This window comes from Bifidobacterium sp. N4G05 (assembly GCF_002742445.1).
Taxonomy (GTDB): Bacteria; Actinomycetota; Actinomycetes; order Actinomycetales; family Bifidobacteriaceae; genus Bifidobacterium; species Bifidobacterium hominis.
Genome location: NZ_NJNQ01000002.1, coordinates 162385 through 180428, shown reverse-complemented (window position 1 = coordinate 180428; position 18044 = coordinate 162385). Strand labels below are relative to the sequence as shown.

Annotated in this window: 16 protein-coding genes and 1 pseudogene; 8 read left to right on the top strand and 9 right to left on the bottom strand. The window is 54.2% G+C overall.

Annotated elements, in window-relative coordinates:
• Positions 1 to 14 precede the first annotated feature (14 nt).
• Positions 15 to 1409, top strand: coding sequence for a hypothetical protein (locus CE153_RS02515; RefSeq protein ID WP_099595020.1), 1395 nt, complete (start codon positions 15 to 17; stop codon positions 1407 to 1409).
• 591 nt (positions 1410 to 2000) lie between these two features.
• Here the strand turns inward: CE153_RS02515 and CE153_RS02510 are convergent.
• Positions 2001 to 2168, bottom strand: a pseudogene (locus CE153_RS02510) (YccF domain-containing protein); the annotation flags it as partial.
• Positions 2169 to 2550: 382 nt separating this feature from the next.
• On the bottom strand, positions 2551 to 3567 hold the full coding sequence (locus CE153_RS02505) for a LacI family DNA-binding transcriptional regulator (protein WP_004221216.1): 1017 nt from the start codon (positions 3565 to 3567) through the stop codon (positions 2551 to 2553).
• Positions 3568 to 3838: 271 nt separating this feature from the next.
• Here CE153_RS02505 and CE153_RS02500 point away from each other — a divergent pair, with 271 nt between their 5' ends.
• From CE153_RS02500 to CE153_RS02485, 4 genes are all read left to right on the top strand, one after another.
• A complete protein-coding gene (locus CE153_RS02500) occupies positions 3839 to 5227 on the top strand; it encodes an extracellular solute-binding protein (RefSeq protein ID WP_180753371.1) in 1389 nt (462 codons plus the stop codon).
• Between the two features lie 172 nt (positions 5228 to 5399).
• Complete coding sequence (locus CE153_RS02495) at positions 5400 to 6287, top strand: carbohydrate ABC transporter permease (protein ID WP_033501658.1); 888 nt, start codon at positions 5400 to 5402, stop codon at positions 6285 to 6287.
• Positions 6284 to 7105, top strand: coding sequence for a carbohydrate ABC transporter permease (locus CE153_RS02490; protein ID WP_004221224.1), 822 nt, complete (start codon positions 6284 to 6286; stop codon positions 7103 to 7105). Before CE153_RS02495 ends, CE153_RS02490 begins: the two co-directional genes overlap by 4 nt.
• A gap of 12 nt (positions 7106 to 7117) precedes the next feature.
• Complete coding sequence (locus tag CE153_RS02485; RefSeq protein ID WP_099595018.1) at positions 7118 to 9817, top strand: glycoside hydrolase family 31 protein; 2700 nt, start codon at positions 7118 to 7120, stop codon at positions 9815 to 9817.
• 241 nt (positions 9818 to 10058) lie between these two features.
• Here CE153_RS02485 and CE153_RS02480 read toward each other — a convergent pair whose 3' ends face one another.
• The 5 genes from CE153_RS02480 to CE153_RS02460 all read right to left on the bottom strand — a co-directional run bounded on the left by CE153_RS02480 (position 10059) and on the right by CE153_RS02460 (position 13699).
• Entirely contained in the window at positions 10059 to 11558 is a 1500-nt protein-coding gene (locus tag CE153_RS02480) for a polysaccharide biosynthesis tyrosine autokinase (protein WP_099595017.1), read from the bottom strand.
• 116 nt (positions 11559 to 11674) lie between these two features.
• Positions 11675 to 12208, bottom strand: a complete 534-nt coding sequence (locus tag CE153_RS02475; protein WP_099595095.1) for an arsenate reductase/protein-tyrosine-phosphatase family protein — start codon at positions 12206 to 12208, stop codon at positions 11675 to 11677.
• A gap of 128 nt (positions 12209 to 12336) precedes the next feature.
• Positions 12337 to 12843 carry a hypothetical protein gene (locus tag CE153_RS02470; protein WP_099595016.1) on the bottom strand — a complete coding sequence of 169 codons (507 nt, stop codon included), beginning with the start codon at positions 12841 to 12843 and terminating at the stop codon, positions 12337 to 12339.
• Between the two features lie 249 nt (positions 12844 to 13092).
• A complete protein-coding gene (locus tag CE153_RS02465; RefSeq protein WP_099595015.1) occupies positions 13093 to 13293 on the bottom strand; it encodes a helix-turn-helix transcriptional regulator in 201 nt (66 codons plus the stop codon).
• Entirely contained in the window at positions 13283 to 13699 is a 417-nt protein-coding gene (locus CE153_RS02460; RefSeq protein ID WP_236824430.1) for a hypothetical protein, read from the bottom strand. The genes CE153_RS02465 and CE153_RS02460 overlap by 11 nt, the downstream gene beginning before the upstream one ends.
• A 333-nt stretch (positions 13700 to 14032) precedes the next feature.
• Here CE153_RS02460 and CE153_RS02455 point away from each other — a divergent pair, with 333 nt between their 5' ends.
• Positions 14033 to 14533, top strand: a complete 501-nt coding sequence (locus tag CE153_RS02455) for a hypothetical protein (protein WP_003835436.1) — start codon at positions 14033 to 14035, stop codon at positions 14531 to 14533.
• A 184-nt stretch (positions 14534 to 14717) separates the two neighbouring features.
• On the opposite strand, the gene CE153_RS02450 is transcribed toward CE153_RS02455, so the two are convergent.
• Both CE153_RS02450 and trxA read right to left on the bottom strand, forming a co-directional pair.
• Positions 14718 to 15716 (bottom strand): G5 domain-containing protein, encoded by a 999-nt coding sequence (locus CE153_RS02450; RefSeq protein ID WP_099595014.1) that lies wholly within the window; start codon positions 15714 to 15716, stop codon positions 14718 to 14720.
• A gap of 246 nt (positions 15717 to 15962) precedes the next feature.
• Positions 15963 to 16328 (bottom strand): thioredoxin, encoded by a 366-nt coding sequence (gene trxA / locus CE153_RS02445; protein ID WP_099595013.1) that lies wholly within the window; start codon positions 16326 to 16328, stop codon positions 15963 to 15965.
• Positions 16329 to 16518: 190 nt separating this feature from the next.
• Here trxA and CE153_RS02440 point away from each other — a divergent pair, with 190 nt between their 5' ends.
• Positions 16519 to 17139 (top strand): NUDIX hydrolase family protein, encoded by a 621-nt coding sequence (locus CE153_RS02440; RefSeq protein WP_039199164.1) that lies wholly within the window; start codon positions 16519 to 16521, stop codon positions 17137 to 17139.
• Between the two features lie 45 nt (positions 17140 to 17184).
• Entirely contained in the window at positions 17185 to 18033 is an 849-nt protein-coding gene (locus tag CE153_RS02435) for an alpha/beta fold hydrolase (RefSeq protein WP_099595012.1), read from the top strand.
• The last annotated feature ends 11 nt before the right edge of the window (positions 18034 to 18044 follow it).

Genomic DNA, 18044 nt, shown 5'->3' with positions numbered 1-18044 from the left:
GGAGGGGGAATCACATGAACCAGGCATACGTACACAACAACACCATTGACGCGGGCAACCATCATGGCCGACCGCAATACCAGCCGTTCCTGCGATTTCTGACAACGCAGGAACGCAACGTCATTTGGCTGCTGCTGGCCATCGCTTTTCTTCCGGTGGACGGCACCACGCTCGGCCTGTACGCGCCGTTCTGGTCGCCAATCAGTCCGGCGCTGTTCGCCGTGTACTGCCTATGCAATTGGCGTCAACTGCGCATCGCAGCCAACCGGTACCTGCCAATGTTCCTCCTGCCGGTGGCCTGCATAATCCTGTCTATCCCGGGATGGCTGAAATTCGGCATCCATCTCAACGCCGCGTTCATGAGCATCACCGGATTATTGGGCGTGCTCGCCACTTTGGGTGCGATCGCCATTGCGTTCGACATCAAACGCATTCCGTGGCGTACGCCATTGCGGATTCTCATCGCTTCCTACTGGTTCTCCTTCGGCGTGGGCGTGGTGCAATGGCTATCCATCCATCTGCATATCAAGCCGTTGACCAACTATTTCGCGCACCTCATGTACCGGCAGTATATCAATGAAAGCTCGGTGTGGGGCGGTGGCCGCCCGCAGTTTCTGTTCGCGGAGCCCAGCTATATCGGCATGCATCTGTTCGGCATATTGCTGCCGCTTATGTGGCTTATGCGTGGGCGTGACCGTATCTGTGCCAAGCGGTTGCGCAACCTCATCGTTGTGTATGCGATTGGCTCTGTGCTGATGCAGGCCGGCACCCGGATCGTCCTTGATTCGGTGGTGGCGTTGCTGGTTGCCATTATTGTGCATAATTCGTGGTACGACAAGAAACAGCGCGTGCGTGGTATTGCGCAGCTGCTGGGTGCGGTTATGCTTGGTCTGCTGGGCGTGCTTGCCGATTCCCGACTATCTTCGATTGCGGAAAACGGTGCCGAAGGAGACGGATCGTTCTTCGCGCGAATCTACCAAAGTCTTGATCCGATATGCGGGCTGCTCGCCCATCCGTGGACGGTGCTTACCGGATATGGCGCCGGCAACATCATCAACGCGGTATGGGCCGGCGCGCAGCACGCGGGACGATTGTTGAATGGCTTGGGCATGAATGGAAGTGCTGCGGTGGGATTCGCGGCTGGCATGAATGCGGACACCGTATGGACGATGTGTGCGTATACCAGCGTCGTCGCCGAATACGGATTGGTCGGCCTGGCTCTGCTGGTCATCGCTTCCATAGTTTCCGTGACGCGTGTTTTCGATACGGCAGCTGCCGGGCATGGTGTTTGGAGCAAGACTGTTATCTGCTGGCTCGTCCTGATCGTGTACCTGTATATCCAGTGCGAGAACTATGCATTCGCCGCGCTGCCATTGTTTATCTTCGCGGCAAACAAGCTGCGCAAGTAACCATATTTGACGGGGTACGGATGTCTTCTTCTAGATAACGTACAGCTAGAGAAGCTGCTATCGCAAGTATTCTTTAACCTGTCCACAAAGCGGCTGGAATCAGCAATCATTTGGGTAGGTAATGTTCAACTGTTCAGTTTTTGAGCCTTGCCGCTCTGGAGCTGCCATATGCGAATGAAATATGTCGCGCAACTAGTGGTGAAATCAGTGATGGGGCCAATGGAATTCGTCGGGCTTGGCAAACGCTGTGTGTAGGTTATGCCTTATTTGCCTTACAGGTGGCGTATTTGGCCGGTGCGAAAATGTCATTTCGCTTATATGTGGCAGATAGTCGGCGGGGTTATACCCTCTAACTGTGGAATATGTACCCCCGAAGTGGCTTTTTCCTGTTACGACCTGCCACATATAAGCGAAATGGAAGTTTTCATCTCCTGCAATCTGCCACATATAAGCGAAATGAAATGTGTTTCGTTGCTTAGGGTGCAGTGGTCACGGCCTGTTCGGACCGCAGCTCCTCGATACTTATATGCCAGACGGCAGTCGATGGCCGTCTATGTTGGGTGAAGTGATCTGAAGTGGTTACAAGCTGCGGATTTGCGAGCCGAACGGCCATAGAGCTAGTTTGGCCATCTTGAACGATTGAATGCCGAACGGAATACCGATGATGGTGACGCACAGTACCACCCCTATAACGGCCGAGCTCGCAGCCAGAAACAGACCACCCAAAATCAGCCACAGAATATTGCCAAGAAGTCGCATACGCACATGATACTGATATGCTGTGCCGATGCCGACAAGTGGCAACGGATAACAACAAAAGATACAAAAAGCAGCAAAGCCATGTAGGAAGGATGTATTTTACCTCGCCATAAGCAAAAATGGCGAGGCAGATTTATCGAACCTTAATCGAACCAAGTTTTAATACGGTTGCATTGCTTGGCGATGCCTCCGAATATATTGGAAACTTTTACTTTGCTTTCCGAAGTGTTGCTGGCAGCAACGTATTGAATGGATTCTTGCAGTCACTTAATTGATGCGGCGGGTCTCCGGACAAGAAGCAAAATCTGCCATACATAACGCAGATAGACCGGTTGGCGTGGGGTATTACGCGAAGTGATTTCACGCGAGTACACGCTGCGGCCTACAGCAGGGGAGCGGTGCGTGGTTTTGCGGTTGAGTTTCGTACTTGCAACTGCACGGGGAACGTCTCGAATGGTTCCTCGATGGGTTGTCCTTCGATTAGCGCCAGAGCCTTTTGTGCCGCATCGACGGCCATGTCGTATGGGCGCTGTCGAACGGTGGTTAGCTCAGCTTCTTTGGCGAAGGTGCTGTCGTCAAATCCGGTTACGGAAATATCTCCAGGCACGGAAAGGCCGCTGCGTTGAAGGCGGAAGAACAATGGAATTGCCTGTGAGTCCTGATGGAAACACAATGCGGTGGGTGGGTTGTCTTGCGCCATGATTTCGGAAATTGCCGCATCTAGAATGCTGTCGCCTTTTTGCACTGCCAGTGTGCGGGCGGTCAGTCCGTCAACTGCATCGCAGGCTTCTTGGAATCCGGAAATACGGTTAAATGAGCTGAATCCCAATGTGGAGGAAAAGCTTTCATATAAATACAGCAGGTTACGATGTCCCAGCTTGGCGAGATGCCGAACGATGAGTTTGATGCCTTCTTTGTCGTTGATACCGACAGTTGCATCGAATCCTTCGCTGGTGGTATTGATGCCGATAATCGGAATTTTTGCGGTTCCGAGACGTTTGACCTCGTCGGGGCTGATGCCGAATGAGGAAACGAATACGGCATCCGCATTGCTGCGTACGGGAAGTTCCTCGAAGAATGCGTCACGCGCTTCCGACCCCTCGATGGGGTAGATGACCAGATCGTACCCGGCGTCACGCAAAACATCGTTAAGTCCGGCAATGATTTCGGCAGTGAACCATTCGATGACGCCGCTGCCGACCAATAATGCTATGCGATAGGTTCTACCGGATTTAAGAATTCCTGCCGATCTGGAAACGCTGAAATTCAACGCATCGGCTGCGGCCTGCACTTTCAACCGTGTTGCCTCTGACACCTGTTCAGGGTGTGCGAAAGTGCGTGAGACTGTAGCGTTCGATACGCCTGCCTTCAGTGCCACATCGCCGATGCTCGCTTTCATGGTGCCTCCGAAAGTTTTTCACTGTTTGTTTCAGCCTACCATCATTGCCGTCCTCGTGGTGACAAAGTTGAAAGATAAATGAAAAGGGTTGCGATACGACACGCCGTATGAAAAACAATGTGTGCACGCTCACAGCGGTGAGATGAAACGGGTTTCAAATGAAACCGGTTACATTTCAAAAAACCTTGAATTGCCAATATGAAACCCTTGTCGTATGCTATTGCTTGTCCGCAAGGGGCGGATGAAGGCTTACGAGGACGTAAGGAGAGATATGAAAATCAACAAAGGTATCGCAGTGGCAGTGGCGGCCTTGAGCATCGTCGGCTTGGCTGCGTGTGGAAACAGCAATGCCACCTCCGGCACAACCGATACGAAAGCCGACAAAGGGCTTGACGTTATCGGCAACACCATCACCTACGACCCCAATCATCTCGTGAACGATGGCAAGCCAATCCAGCTCGAGTACTGGAGCTGGGGCAGCAAGGGCACGGATCCGGTCTACAAGATGATTGAGTCCTACACGAAGACGTATCCGAACGTCACCATCAAAACGGTGAATGTTTCATGGGATGATTATTGGACCAAGCTGCCGTTGGCTCTGAAAGGCAAAAACGGTCCTGCCGTTTTCAACATCCATAACTCTTACGATGCGTTGATTCGTCCATACGCAGCGGATTACGATATCGACACCAAGTCTCTGGAATCCGACTACTCCACCGCATCCGTACATGAAGATGAAAACGGTAAAGTCAAGTATATCGACTCCGTGATTAACACCGGCAACATCTACTACAACAAGACATTGTGGAGCGAAGCGGGCCTCACCGATGCCGACATTCCGACCACATGGGACGAATTCATCCAGGTCGCCCAAAAGCTCACCAAGACCGACGGCAGCAAGATGACGCAGGCCGGCTTCAACTTCAACGGCGACGCCTATAGCGCCATCTACCAAGGTCTGAACTATCAGAAGGGTGAACTGCTCTTCAGCGAAGATGGCAAGAAAGCCAACTACAACAACGAAGTGACCAAAGAAAACATGCAGTTCCTCAAGGATTTGTATGACAAGTACAAGGTCGGATCCGTTGACTTCGGTAACGATTACACCCAAAGCTTCGGTAACGGCCAGTCTGCGATGATCTACGCTTGGGGCCACATGGAAGGCACGCTGAAAGAAAAGTATCCAGATATTGACTACGGCGTGTTTGCCACCCCAACCTTCTCCAAAGACACTCCGTTTGCATACGACCGTTACAACGGCGAATCCACTCCGGGCGTCAACAAGAACCAGAGCAAGGAGCAGCAGTCCGTTGCTCAGGACTTCATCAAGTACCTGCTCGCCAACGATGATTATATTCGTGAAGCGGTATCCGAACTGAATTCCTTCCCAGCCAAGACCTCGCTGCAGAACGACAAAGACATTCTCTCCAAGCCGGTCATGGCCGCCATCCAGCCGCGCGTAGACCGACTGATCTGGCCGGGACCGGCACCGTCCACCGTTGAATCCAGCGGCACCACTGCTTTCCAGAACGTCTTCCAGAACGGCATGTCCATCGATAAGGCTCTCAAGGAGGCCCAGGGTCAGATGGATACCGACATGAAGAGCTCTGACTTCACGTCAATGGAAAGCAAGTACGCTTACTTCGACGAACATAAGTAATACCGATATATCCAATCCCTTTTCCAATCCGGGCAGTCGCGGTACGATTCTTCTTCCGCGCCGCGGCTGCCTTTTATCTACGAGATACGTTCAATCTTCTTATTCGATTCGATCTGACATTCTGTATTGCGTAACAAAACGGTCGAATCGGCTCACAGAGAGGCGAGATTCAATGAAAAATAAAAATGGTGAATCTCTGGTATCGAGAATTTTCACCCTACGCAACATGGCCGTTGCCTTCTTGGTGGTCTATTTCGCCATTTTCCTGGCCTACCCAATTTTTAAAGCCTTCGCGGGCAGTTTGCATAACTGGAATCCTCTGATTGGCACTTATGATTGGGTCGGACTCGACAACTTCAAACAGATCCTCACTGACAAACTCTTCTGGACTTCCATGGGGAACACGGCGGTATTCGCAGGTGTTTCCACACTCTTCCGCATTGTGCTTGGTCTCGGCTTGGCCCTGCTGCTCAGCGCCAAACTCGTCAAATGCAAAGACACCCTCCGAGGTCTGTTCTACATGCCGACTATCACTCCGCTCGTGGCAGTCTCTTTCGTGTGGATGTGGATGTTCGACCCGCAGTTCGGCATGGTAGACAAAATCACAGGACTCGACATCAACTGGCTGCACGACACCAAATGGGCCATGCCGGCAGTCATCATCATGACCATTTGGAAGGATTTCGGCTACGCGACCGTTCTATATTTGGCCGGTCTCATGAATCTTCCTCGAGACGTGTACGAGGCGGCCGCCATCGACGGTGCCAACTCAGTGCAGATTTTCTTCAAAATCACCCTGCCGCTGCTTAAATCAACCACCTTGTTCATTGTCATCACGTCACTGATCAGCTATCTGCAGGCATACGTGCAGATTCTCGTCATGACCGAAGGCGGTCCGGGCACGTCAACCTACACCATCAGCTATCTCATCTTTGATCAGGCATTCCAGAAATACAACTTCGGCGTCGCGTCAGCTCAGGCAGTTGTGCTCTTCCTGTTCACTGGTGTGCTCACCCTCATCATGTTCAAGGTTTCTGGAGATTCGGAGGAACTGGCATGAAATCACGTAAAATTGGCGGCATCATTCTTACGATTCTGCTCTTCATCGCCGCCATCATCACCATTGTTCCATTTGTTTGGATGTTCATTTCATCATTCGCGCCAAATAGCGAAATCGTCAAAGTGACCGGAGGATTATTCCCTAAGCCATCCACGATTGACAACTATGTGAGCATCCAAGAAAAGTTCAATTTCTTGCGATTGTTCGCAAACTCGCTGATCGTAGCAGTACTGAAAACCGGTATTGCAATCTACACAAGTGCGGTGCTTGGTTACGTGTTCTCTAAAATGCGATTCCGTGGTCGCAACCTGCTTTTCGGCATCGTTATGAGCACCATGATGATTCCTTGGGCAGTGACCATCATTCCGCAATACGAAATGTTCACCAACTGGGGTCTGCAAGACACCTACACGTCGCTCGTGCTTCCTGGCATGATCAGCGCATTCGGTATCTTCCTGTTCCGCCAATCCATCTCGGGAATTTCTGACGAACTCATTGAAGCGGCGAAACTCGATGGCGCATCCGAAACCAGAATCTTCCATAGCATCATTCTGCCAATGAGCCATAACACCATCGCGGCGCTCGCCATCTTCACCTTCCTGTGGAATTGGGAAGACTACCTGTGGCCATTCTTGATGATTACCGACGAAAACAAGCAGCTGCTCGCTGTCGGTCTGAAGGCCTTCAACGGCCAATATGGCACCGATTACGGCGGATTGTTCGCAGCAACTTCGTTGGCAATTGTTCCAGTGATCATTGTGTATATGATTTTCCAGAAGCAGTTCATTGCAGGTATTGCGACGGGCAGTGGCAAGTAAGGCAGGAGTAGTATGGCAAACAACGCATTAGATAACGCAACCGGCACGGTATTCGTCGACTATGTGCGCAAGGCACGTCCGAAAATGCGAGAATCGTCGGTTTTACAAGGGGATCATTGGAGGATTGGCATTCTAACGGAATCGCTGATCCGCTTCGAATGGTCAGACTCCGGCGAATTTGAAGACAATCTCACGCAAATGGTAGTCAACCGCGATTTTGGCGCCGACCCGCAATTCACGGTGACGCATCGCGACGGACTGCTCATTGTTGACACCCCCGCGCTGTATGTGACGTACGATGGCAAGCCGTTCAGCAAAGAAGGCTTGAGCGTGGTCGTCAAGGGCGTGGCCGACACCCAGTTCAATACGTGGTATTACGGCGACGAGCCGAAGCATAATCTCAAAGGCACCGCGCGCACGCTCGACGAGGCGAACGGCGAAATTCCTCTGGACGATGGTGTGATTTCGCGAGACGGTTGGGCGGTACTCGACGATTCCGCCGCAAACGTGATCGTGGAAGCGCATGAAGTGAACGGCAAACCGAATCCGCTTGGTGCATGGGTTATGCCACGCGATCACGCGGAAACCGACTTCTACTTCTTTGGCTACGGCCGCCGCTACACCGAAGCGGTGCAAGACTTCTACAAGCTGGCCGGACCAACGCCTCTGCTGCCGCGCTTCGCACTCGGTAATTGGTGGAGCCGCTACTACCGCTACACGCAAGACGAATACTTGCAGCTCATGGACCGGTTCAAGCGCGAAGGCATTCCGTTCACCACATCCGTGATTGACATGGACTGGCACCGCGTGGACGATGTCGATCCGAAATACGGTTCCGGTTGGACCGGCTATTCGTGGGATAAGCAGCTGTTTCCCGATCATGAGGCGTTCTTGCGCGACTTGCACGAGCGTGGCTTGAAAGCCACGTTGAACGTGCATCCGCGAGACGGCGTGCGCGCGTTCGAAGACGACTATGAGGCGGTGGCCAAACGTGTCGGCATCGATCCCGCAACCGAAGAGGCGGTGGAATTCGACCTGACGAATCCGGATTTCGTAAGCGCCTACTTCGACATGCATCATCGTATGGAAGCCGAAGGCGTTGACTTCTGGTGGCTTGACTGGCAGCAGGGCGGTGTGACCCGTCAGCCGGGACTCGACCCGCTGTGGGTGCTCAACCATTTGCACTACCTGGATTCCGGGCGCTACGCGACTTCTTCCGAACGCAATGTAAATGAGAACTGCGAATGCGAAAAGTGCGCCGAGTCGGGCGCTCGCGATGAGCATGAAATGCATGTCGAGCAATCCAAACGTAACGTGAGTTGCACGGAACGCAACAACCGTTGGCCGCTCACCTTCTCGCGGTATGCTGGCCCGGGTTCGCACCGCTACCCGGTTGGCTTCTCGGGAGACACCATTGTTACGTGGGAATCCTTGCAGTTCCAGCCGTATTTCACTGCTACCGCGTCGAATATCGGCTACGGATGGTGGAGTCACGATATTGGCGGTCATATGTGTGGCTATCGTAACGAACATCTGGAAGCCCGTTGGTACCAGCTTGGCACGTTCAGCCCGATCAATCGCCTACATTCCAGCAATTCGCAGTTCATGGGTAAGGAACCGTGGAATTTTTCCGCGGAAGTGCGCGATTCCATGGTGGGTTCGCTGCGACTGCGCCATATGATGCTGCCGTACCTGTACACCATGAACTATCGCGCCGCGTTCGAGGGCATGCCATTGGTGGAGCCGATGTATTGGGCGGATCCGAACAATCCGCAGGCGTACGAGGTGCCGGATGAATTCCGTTTCGGTACTGAGCTGCTGGTTGCACCAATTGTTTCTGACAATGACGATTCCGCGCAGCTGGGTAGCACGGAAGCATGGCTGCCGCAAGGTGAATGGTATGACTTCTTCGATGGCCGCCGTTACGTTTCGGCAGGGAAGTCCGGGCGTCGTTTGGAAGTGTGGCGTGCGATCGACCGTATGCCGGTGTTTGCCAAGGCTGGCGGTATCGTGCCGTTGCAGCAGCTTGGCGAGGGTAATAAGGTGAATGATCTTGGCAATCCGGAGTCCCTGCAGGTGCTGGTGTTCCCCGGTGCGAACGGTTCGTTCACACTCAAGGAAGACGACGGCTCTGTGGCTTCTGCTGCTTCCGGCTCTGCATCTGCCGAGTCTTGCGATGGCCAAACTCATGTTGCCGATACGCGCATGAGCCTCGACTGGAAGAATACGGACAATGCCACGCAGTTCACCGTCAGTCCGGTGGAAGGCTGTGCTGTTGCCATTCCGGCACAGCGTAACTGGGAGGTTGTGTTCCGTGGGGTTGCGCAGCCAGACATGCAGAACGTTCGTATCGAAATTGACGGTAAAGCTTGCGATACTGCAGAAATTACATACGATCAGCAGACGTTGAGTCTGTCGGTCGTTGTGCGCGACGTGCCGTCTACTGCATGCTTGAACGTTACGATTTCAGACGGACTGCAGATTGCCGAGAATTCAGTCGAACAGGACGTGCTTGACGTGCTCTTGCATGCGCAAATGCCGTACATTTCCAAAGAGCATGCGATGCAGACGATTCGTGAGCAAGGAGTGCGTGCGCTCGGGGCTCTGCGCACCTTCGATACCGCGCCCCGTTTCAGCAACGAGCTGTTCGGCACCTCCGGCATGCCCGATTCGGTAATCAGCGCCTTGGAAGAAATCCTCCTTCGCAGCTGATTGTACGCAGATATTTCGCTTATGTATGGCAGACGAAATGGCGAAAGGGTGCGAAAACATGACTCCTGCTGGGCGTTTCCCGGCAGGAGACTGCCATATATAAGGATGCCTCATGTCGAGACGTGAAATCTGCCATATGTAGGCCAGATATATAAGCCAATATGCGGGTGGCATGGAAAAGGGGTTGTGAGCGAATCATCAAGATTCACTCACAACCCCTTTTGGTTGAGAAGTCACAAGCTCAGTGCTTGGACTTCTTCTTGCGGCTGTTCTTGTGAGAGTGCTTGCTCTTCTTGCCGTTCTCATCGTAGTAATAGTAGTAGTAATCATTCGAGGAGGCCTTGCGTTCCTTCTCGAAGTTGAACACGAAGCCCACCACCGGCACGTTGAGGTTGTCGAGCTGCACGGCGATGTCTTTCAGATCGCGCTTCATGGTCACGTCGCGACCGGAAACAAGCACGATACCATCGCTCTTCGCGCCGAAGACAGCGGCATCATTGGCCACCACCATCGGGGAAGTATCAACGATCACGTAATCGTAGGTCTGCAAAGCCACGTCGAGCAATTCGCTCATGGTCTTCGAATTAAGCAGCATGGAAGCGTTCGGCGGCTTCGGGCCGGCCGGCATGATATGCAGGTTCGGCCTCCAATAGCGCTGCACCACATCCTTCACGGTGGCCTGACCGGAAAGCACGTGCGCCAAGCCGGCGCCGCCTTCCAGGCTAAGTCGTTCGGCGACGGACGGATGACGCAAATCAGCGTCGATCAGCAGTACTTTTGCACCGTTTTCAGCGAGAGCTGCAGCCACGTTCACGGAAACAGTGGTCTTGCCTTCGGAAGGTCCGACGGAAGAAATGACGATCATGCGCGCATCGCTGCCTTCAACCTTCGACATGAAGGAAAGGTTGGTGCGAATACGGCGGAATTCCTCGGCGATACGGCCCGCCGGGTTCGACACGATGAGCGGCTTGTTGCTCTGCAGACTTTCGTCGGTAGGGATACGGCCCATGATTGGTGCGTTGATGATGTCTTGCAGATCGCTGGCTTCCTCCACGCGGGTTGCCATAAGATCGCGGATCAGCGTGGCGAACACGCCAAGGATCAGCCCGGCCACCAGACCAACGGCCAGGTACAATGCCACCTTCGGGGAGCTGGGGGCAACAGGCTCCGCGGCGCGCTGTACCACGGAAAGCTTCACCGGCGACTCCTTGCCGGAAGCGTACAGCGACTTTTCCACCACATTGCTCAAGGATTCCGCCACGCTGTTGGCAATGTCGGACGCCTGTTTCGCGTCTCCCGTTTCGGCGGTGATGTTTACGAACGCGGTGTCCGTCGGGTTCGTGACGGTCAGCTGCCCGGCCAGGTTCGCGACGGTGGTGTCGAGGCCAAGATCGTCGATAACCGGCTTCAGCACGGATTCCGTAGTGGCCAGCGTCGGATACGACTGAATCTGGTTGGTGATGTACGTGCTGGCGCTGTTGATGTTGGAGATATTGTTGTCTTGCACCGACGAATCACTGTAGGTGGCGAACACCTGCGCGGTCGCGGAATACTTCGGGGGCACCATGAAGGTGTATGCACACACCGCTGCGAAAACCACCACGAACGTGATGATGCCCACCAGAAGATGCTTATGGACTATACGGAACAGGTCCATCAAGGTAATGCCGTCGTCTTCCGTATCATTGGATTCGACAACCACCTGATTGGTTGCTGGCACGTTGCTTTCTGCTGCAGCCATGTTTCCCCTCGACATTTGTCACATCATATTGATCAGGTTTTATACTAGCAAAGAGCACCCCCATGGAGGGAGACTTTCACCCTTTCTAGCTTGTTTCGTTGATATTTCAACGTTTTTTAGGCGGTAGTGTTTGCTATGGTCTGCAAAGCCTTGCAGATTTCATCGTATGCTGCCTGATATACGGCGAAGTCCTTGCCGATCGGATCCTCCACATTGTTGGTATCGGGGATCATCGGTCGGATCATGCTTGCATTGTCGATTACCGATTCGAGTTTTTCCTGCCGGGTATCACCCTCCATGTACCCCTGTTCCTTGCAGTAGACGCACATATTGGCGAAATCGTTGATAAGGAAGGTTTTGCGGGCCGCGGTTGGTGCAATCACCGCGATTTCCTTGCGCTGCTCATGTTCGAAGCAGAGGATGAGATCACTGCCTTGCGCAATTTGCGGGGTGACTCGTTTCGCGCGGAAGCTGCTGGAATCGATGCCATGCTGGTCGAGCAGCTTTTTGCTGTTCGGTGCGATTTCGTGCGATTCAAGTCCACGTGTGCCCGCACTGTCGGATTCAAGATCGGGCATGAATTGGGGGAGGAGCAGTTCTCCCATAGGAGAGCGGCAGATATTACCGGTGCAGATGAATAGGACTTTCATGATCTCCTCCTGAAAAAAAAGAAAACGATCGGTTTTGCGATGCATGTTTTCGAATAAACGAAGGGACTTGGGAAAACCCAAGCCCCTTCTTAAAACATAGATATGGTGTGTATCTACTTGGTTATTGTTCAGCGAGCGGAGCTCTTGCGAACGGCAACCAGGGAGATGCCGGCGGCAGCCAGCAGCACGACGGCCACAACGTACGGAGCGATAGCAGCACCGGTGGAAGCGGTCTCGTTCTTCTTGGCGGTGCCTTCGCCGGTAGCGGCGACGGTCACGGAAGCGGTAGCGAGAGCGGCGCCGGTCGGATTGCCTGCTCCATCGACTGCGTAGATGGAAGATGCGATGGTGCCAGCAAAGCCAGACTTGAAGGTGTAGGTGGCGGTCAGGGTGCCGTCCTCGTGTGCCTGTGCAGCGTTGGAGTACTTGGTTGCGGTCAAGGTGACGTTTTCGATGTTGGTGTCGTCGTAAGCAACCACATAGGTCTCACCCCGAGTCAGTCCCGTAAACGTGAAGGTGGCGACGTTACCGGAAACCGTGCCGGTTGCGCCATAAGCCATAGCGGTGTTTGCAGCGAAGCCAAAGCCGAACATGGTGGCGATGGCAGCGAGAATTGCAACGATCTTCTTCTTCATAATCGTGATTCCCCTCTAAATAAAACGGACATTTCAGCGGTTCGCCGTAGTGGCTTCCCGCTACGGCCTTGACTATACGCCCCCGTTGAGAACCGCGCTTTCGGGGGATGTGAGGCGAATCGCACATTTGTGACGGCGTTGTCACATCATGTGATGAGATTCGCACATGCCCCCGAAAGTGAAAAATGGCGATTTTCGTTGGAAAACCACCATTCTGAGAAGAATTTACAAAAACGACACGCCGAAGCGTCACTCCTCGTCGTCAAAGCTGAACAGATCTTCGACCGTGGTATCAAGTGCTTTCGCAAGATCCATGGCAAGGCGCAGCGACGGACAATACTGTCCCTGTTCGAGGCGTCCGATCGTCTCACGGCGCACATTCACCAAGTCGGCAAGATCGGCCTGTTTCAGGCCGTGTTCCATACGTTTGAACTTCAAACTAGTCTTCATCGGTGTCTCCGCCCTCATGCTCAAGCCACAGGTAGCGGGCGTCGGCGATGGCCAGCGCCAGCATGCCCAACGTCGGCAACGCCATGGCGGGAACGGTGAACGGTACGTGCCTGAACAGCGTGGCGATCATTCCAGCGAATCCCAACGCCACCAGCGCCACCACAAGCACGAAGAACGTGAAGCGGATGGCCATTGCCTGATGCTCGTCGGACAGCTCGTCGCGTCGGGGGTGCGCGCGGTTGTACACCGTGCTCAACCAGATCTCACCCACGGCCCACACCAGCGCGAACACGCCCATGGTGATGATGCCCGGCCACGTGTGATGCTGGAACATTTGGATGGCGCAGGCGATGGCTCCCACAAATTCAACGACCATACGGAAGAGGATGTAGCGGTTGAAGGTCACGGGTCTGTCCTTTCCTGCCGTGTTTCTTCGTGTTTTCCGACGATTCCGTATTGTACCCGTTGCCCTGAAGAGGGGTGTGATTGCGGGGAGAGACTGCTGGCGGGTGCATGCGGTGAAACGATTTTCAGAAACGTTCGCATGCGGCTGTTTCGGGGCGTGCCTCATAATCAGGGGGGGGCTGAGGGATGGGGCAGCCTTGCTGAAAGCGTTTGCGGAAAAAGCAATCATTTTTTCTTGAAAATATGGATATATTCCCTAAGATTCGATTCGTTTTATTACTGACAATGAGGTACAGTATTTCACGTAGTTATTTACAGTAAAGGAAGGATTTACATGTCCGTTCTTGATGGTTTCAAAGAAGTTGGCGAAAGAACTGGTGGCAAGTTGACCATGACGGTCATGCTTGAATCCGTTCGTTTTTCCAAGGGTGTTTCCGAAGTGCTCGGTCGTCCGGAATTCGTCAAGCTGCTGGTGAATTACGAGCGCGGCAAGTTCGCAATCCAGGTGTGCGACGAGAACGACGATTTCGCGGTTCAGTTCAACAATCCGAACGCTGATCGTCCGGCTTCCGTGACCACTCGCAATCTTGACCTGCTTGTTGCAACGCAGAAGTTCTTCACTTTCCCGGAAGTGCCTGCAGACAAGATCGCCTACTTTGCTTTGGAAGGTGAATATCACAGCGATGAGCGCGTGATCCTCTTCGACGCCAAGAACGGGGTTCGTAGCGGCACCGTCGGCAAGCGCGGTCCGAAGGCCGGCCATGGCGGCCGTAAGCGCAGGAAGATCGACGACGTCAAGGAAGCTACGGTGATCGGCGCCAACAACGCCCTGTGAAACCGATAGTATCTTAGTGGTATATCGAATCACAATATAGTTTGAGCCTCGTAATATCTTCAAATATTACGAGGCTCAAACTATATGCGTTGAATTACGAAAATTAAATATCAATCACCAGTCAGCATAAACTTTCAATACGAGCTTGCCATCTGATCGGGTTGAAATCAGATGGCAACGCATATCAGTAGCAGTGGTTGGCAAGCCAGTACGAATAGGCTCCCTGAATGGAACCGTAACGCTGTGCGCAATAGCCCCAGAACCACTTGAGCTGGGTCTGGTAATTGGTAGCCCAATCGGCGCCCTCGCTCACCATCTTGCTGCCAGGCAATGCTTGGGGCAGGCCATAGGCTCCCGAACTTGGATTCGTTGCAGTGACGCTCCAGCCGGACTCATGGGTAATGATGTATACGGTGGCGGTGAAATCGGCTTCGGTGTAGCCGTTCGACAGCAGATAATCGTGCGCCCACTGTTGCATTTCGCCCGCCGGCACGGTGGTGCCGATCGACGCGGAAGCGCTGGAGGAGGACGACGAAGTGGAGCCGGTGCCAACGAGAATGACCTTGTCGACCGGAGCCTTCTTCACGTACGAGCTGATCATGTTGGAGGAAACCACGGTGTCACCGGACTTGGTCACGAGGTTCGTGGTTTCCATCACGCCTTCCTCGCCTTCCGTCTCGACCTTCTCCTGGCCTTCCGGCAGGCTTGAGGTTTCCTTCTTGATGACATTGAAGCCGATGGCGGTGTCGGAAACCTCGACGCTCGCGCCGGCACGCTGAATGGTGATCACGGTTTTCTCATCGACCTTGGTGGTGAGCGAAGGGGAGACCGTGTCTTCCGGTTCGAGCGTGATATCACCCGCGTCAAGCACGGACTTCACGTCGGTGAAATTGGTGCCGGGCACCACGCGTGACTTGCCGTTGATTTTCACGGTGACGTACGAGGTGTCTCCATTAAGCAGCTCGCGGGCATTGCCACGGGACGCCTCCGCGGAATCGGTGACGGAGAAAGCCGTGACCTGATTGGCCGTATTCCGCTCCGCGGATGTGTAAAGATTGCGCGACACAATGCCGCCGGTAGCCAACAGGCCCACCGCCGCAACCGTTGCGGCGATCTTCACCAGCGAGGACTTGCTCGGCACGGTGAAGGTAGACGATTGGGCGTGCTTGCTGTGGTTAGCCATTCTGCTCCTAAACGCGCGTTCAGATCCTCGGCGAATTCACGCATGCTCGGCATGCGGTGCGCTGCCACACGAGGCTTCGCCGGAAAGCGCACATCTAACAAGCCAGTTTACCTCACGCCATGGAAACCGAGCGGGCGCATATGTAACAGGTGGGCAAAGCAAGCGTACGCAATAGGCGGGCAAAACAAAAAGTGCCGTTGATGTTTACCATCGAACGACACCTTTGAAATCGTTGTAATTTTCAGCCTACTCCGCCTGCGCCTCAGCCTCTTCGGCAGCGGACGCGTTGACATCCAACGCTTTGGCCTGCGCGATCAGATCGTCCAGATCCGACGCACGTAACGCACCGGCCTGCTGGAACACGATCTGCTGGTTCTTGACCACCATCAACGTCGGCACGGCTTGCACCTTGGCCGCGGAAGCGAGATCCGGATTCTGGTCGATATCGACCTTGGCGAAATAAACGTCGGGATTCGCTTCGCTCGCCTTTTCGAACGTCGGACCGAATGCGCGGCACGGACCGCACCAGGTCGCCCAAAAATCCACGAATACCAGATCGTTGGATTCCACAATCTGATTGAAATCCTCGGAAGTGACTGCATGCGTTGCCATGATTACTCCTTGCTGTTCGTTCCATCGACGCGCGTGACGGGCTGCACCCCTCGTATGCGATTGCTTTGGAGTATATAACCGTGCCCCAACCCGACGCATTCCCGGCATGCGCAAGATCCGCTATCAGAGGAATCGTCTTCCATCGCACGCTTTTCCAGCCAATTCACACAAGATGCGTGATAATGGGACTATGCCAGTGATGAATGATGAAGTGCCCGACGAGGGCGATTTCGATGCAGGCCGCCGTCGCGGAGAATTCGACGACATCACGCCGGAGGATTTCATCCGCGGAATAGGAAACCCTCCAGGATGGCTTGCTTCCGGCGAAATCAACCGTATGCGAGGTGAAATGCCGATCCCGTACGTGCTTGTGGTGCCGGTGCGCACCGATGATCTGGGACGTGTCTCACAGGTCGGATCACTGCTTCGTGTGTCTGACGACGGTAGCATCGAACGAACGCTGATCGCCGGCCGCGTGCTCTACCACGAATCGTTGCGTGAGGCCGTGGCGCGCAATATCGCCAAGGATTTGGGAGATATCGCGTTGCCGCAGTTGCCAGTGAGCCTGCAGCCATTCACCGTGGCTGAATTTTTCCCGACGCCAGGACTGTCCGATTATTTCGATTCCCGCCAGCATGCGATCGCATTGTGCTATGTAGTGCCGATCGCGGGCGATTGCAAGCCGCAGGACGAGACGCTCGACGTGGAATGGGTCAATCCGAACAGCGAGATTCTCGACACTTTCGTCAACCAGATGAGCAACGGATATGGCACGATTGTGCGTCAGGCGATTGCTTGGACCGGCAAATAGGCTGCGAATGCATGAACAACAGGGGAGAGTAATGGAGGAGCGCATATGACGATCGAATTGCATAACAATGTGTATTGCGAAGGGGCGGGGCTTCCCGTGGTGCTGGTGCACGGGTTCCCCGTGGACTACCGTATGTGGAACGAATGCGCGGATGCGTTGAAAACGACCGTTGCGGAACATGGCGTGAAACAATTCCCGATTTGGGCTCCCGACATGCCCGGTGCGGGAGAAGGGCCGATTCCTTCCGACGAGAACAGCGGTGGCAAAGACACGGACGGCGCTTTCCCCAACGGTTTGGACCGCATGGCCGACGCTTACGTCGACCTGTTGCACGCTGCCGGATACGACAAGGCGATTTGGGTGGGTCTTTCGATGGGCGGCTACCTGATTCTCGACATTCAGCGTTTGCACCCCGAAGCCGTCGCCGCACTGGCCTTATGCGACACGAAGGCCGCCGCTGATTCCGATCAGATGCGTGCGAAACGCATCGCGATCGCCGAGGAATGCGAATCGACGGGCACGCATGAGCCGGTTATGGGATTCGCCGCCGCCACGCCTGAGGATTCAACCATCAAACAGTCGGACGCTTACCGTGAACAGTTCACTGCATGGATCAACGAGCAGCCGGCCGAAGGCATCGCCTGGCGTGAACGCATGGCTGCTGGCCGTCCGGACCTGAACGATGTGCTGTCGTCGATTACAGCGCCGGTCGCGGTGATCTGCGGCGACAAGGATCCGTCGAGTCCGCCGAGCGTGATGGCGCCGATCGCCGATGCGATGACGGCTACGAGCACGGATATGACGGTGGTATTTGATTGCGGTCATTTCAGCGCCTATGAGCATCCGCAGGCGGTTGCCGACGCACTGCTTGCATTGGTGCGCAGAGTGCAGTAGCCGATATTCCC

Bases quoted from the DNA above. Each gene is read 5' to 3' on its own strand.
- CE153_RS02515 (WP_099595020.1), top strand. From the start codon at position 15: ATGAACCAGGCATACGTACACAACAACACCATTGACGCGGGCAACCAT.
- CE153_RS02505 (WP_004221216.1), bottom strand. From the start codon at position 3,567: ATGAAAGCGAGCATCGGCGATGTGGCACTGAAGGCAGGCGTATCGAAC.
- CE153_RS02500 (WP_180753371.1), top strand. From the start codon at position 3,839: ATGAAAATCAACAAAGGTATCGCAGTGGCAGTGGCGGCCTTGAGCATC.
- CE153_RS02495 (WP_033501658.1), top strand. From the start codon at position 5,400: ATGAAAAATAAAAATGGTGAATCTCTGGTATCGAGAATTTTCACCCTA.
- CE153_RS02490 (WP_004221224.1), top strand. From the start codon at position 6,284: ATGAAATCACGTAAAATTGGCGGCATCATTCTTACGATTCTGCTCTTC.
- CE153_RS02485 (WP_099595018.1), top strand. From the start codon at position 7,118: ATGGCAAACAACGCATTAGATAACGCAACCGGCACGGTATTCGTCGAC.
- CE153_RS02480 (WP_099595017.1), bottom strand. From the start codon at position 11,558: ATGGCTGCAGCAGAAAGCAACGTGCCAGCAACCAATCAGGTGGTTGTC.
- CE153_RS02475 (WP_099595095.1), bottom strand. From the start codon at position 12,208: ATGAAAGTCCTATTCATCTGCACCGGTAATATCTGCCGCTCTCCTATG.
- CE153_RS02470 (WP_099595016.1), bottom strand. From the start codon at position 12,843: ATGAAGAAGAAGATCGTTGCAATTCTCGCTGCCATCGCCACCATGTTC.
- CE153_RS02465 (WP_099595015.1), bottom strand. From the start codon at position 13,293: ATGAAGACTAGTTTGAAGTTCAAACGTATGGAACACGGCCTGAAACAG.
- CE153_RS02455 (WP_003835436.1), top strand. From the start codon at position 14,033: ATGTCCGTTCTTGATGGTTTCAAAGAAGTTGGCGAAAGAACTGGTGGC.
- CE153_RS02450 (WP_099595014.1), bottom strand. From the start codon at position 15,716: ATGGCTAACCACAGCAAGCACGCCCAATCGTCTACCTTCACCGTGCCG.
- trxA (WP_099595013.1), bottom strand. From the start codon at position 16,328: ATGGCAACGCATGCAGTCACTTCCGAGGATTTCAATCAGATTGTGGAA.
- CE153_RS02440 (WP_039199164.1), top strand. From the start codon at position 16,519: ATGCCAGTGATGAATGATGAAGTGCCCGACGAGGGCGATTTCGATGCA.
- CE153_RS02435 (WP_099595012.1), top strand. From the start codon at position 17,185: ATGACGATCGAATTGCATAACAATGTGTATTGCGAAGGGGCGGGGCTT.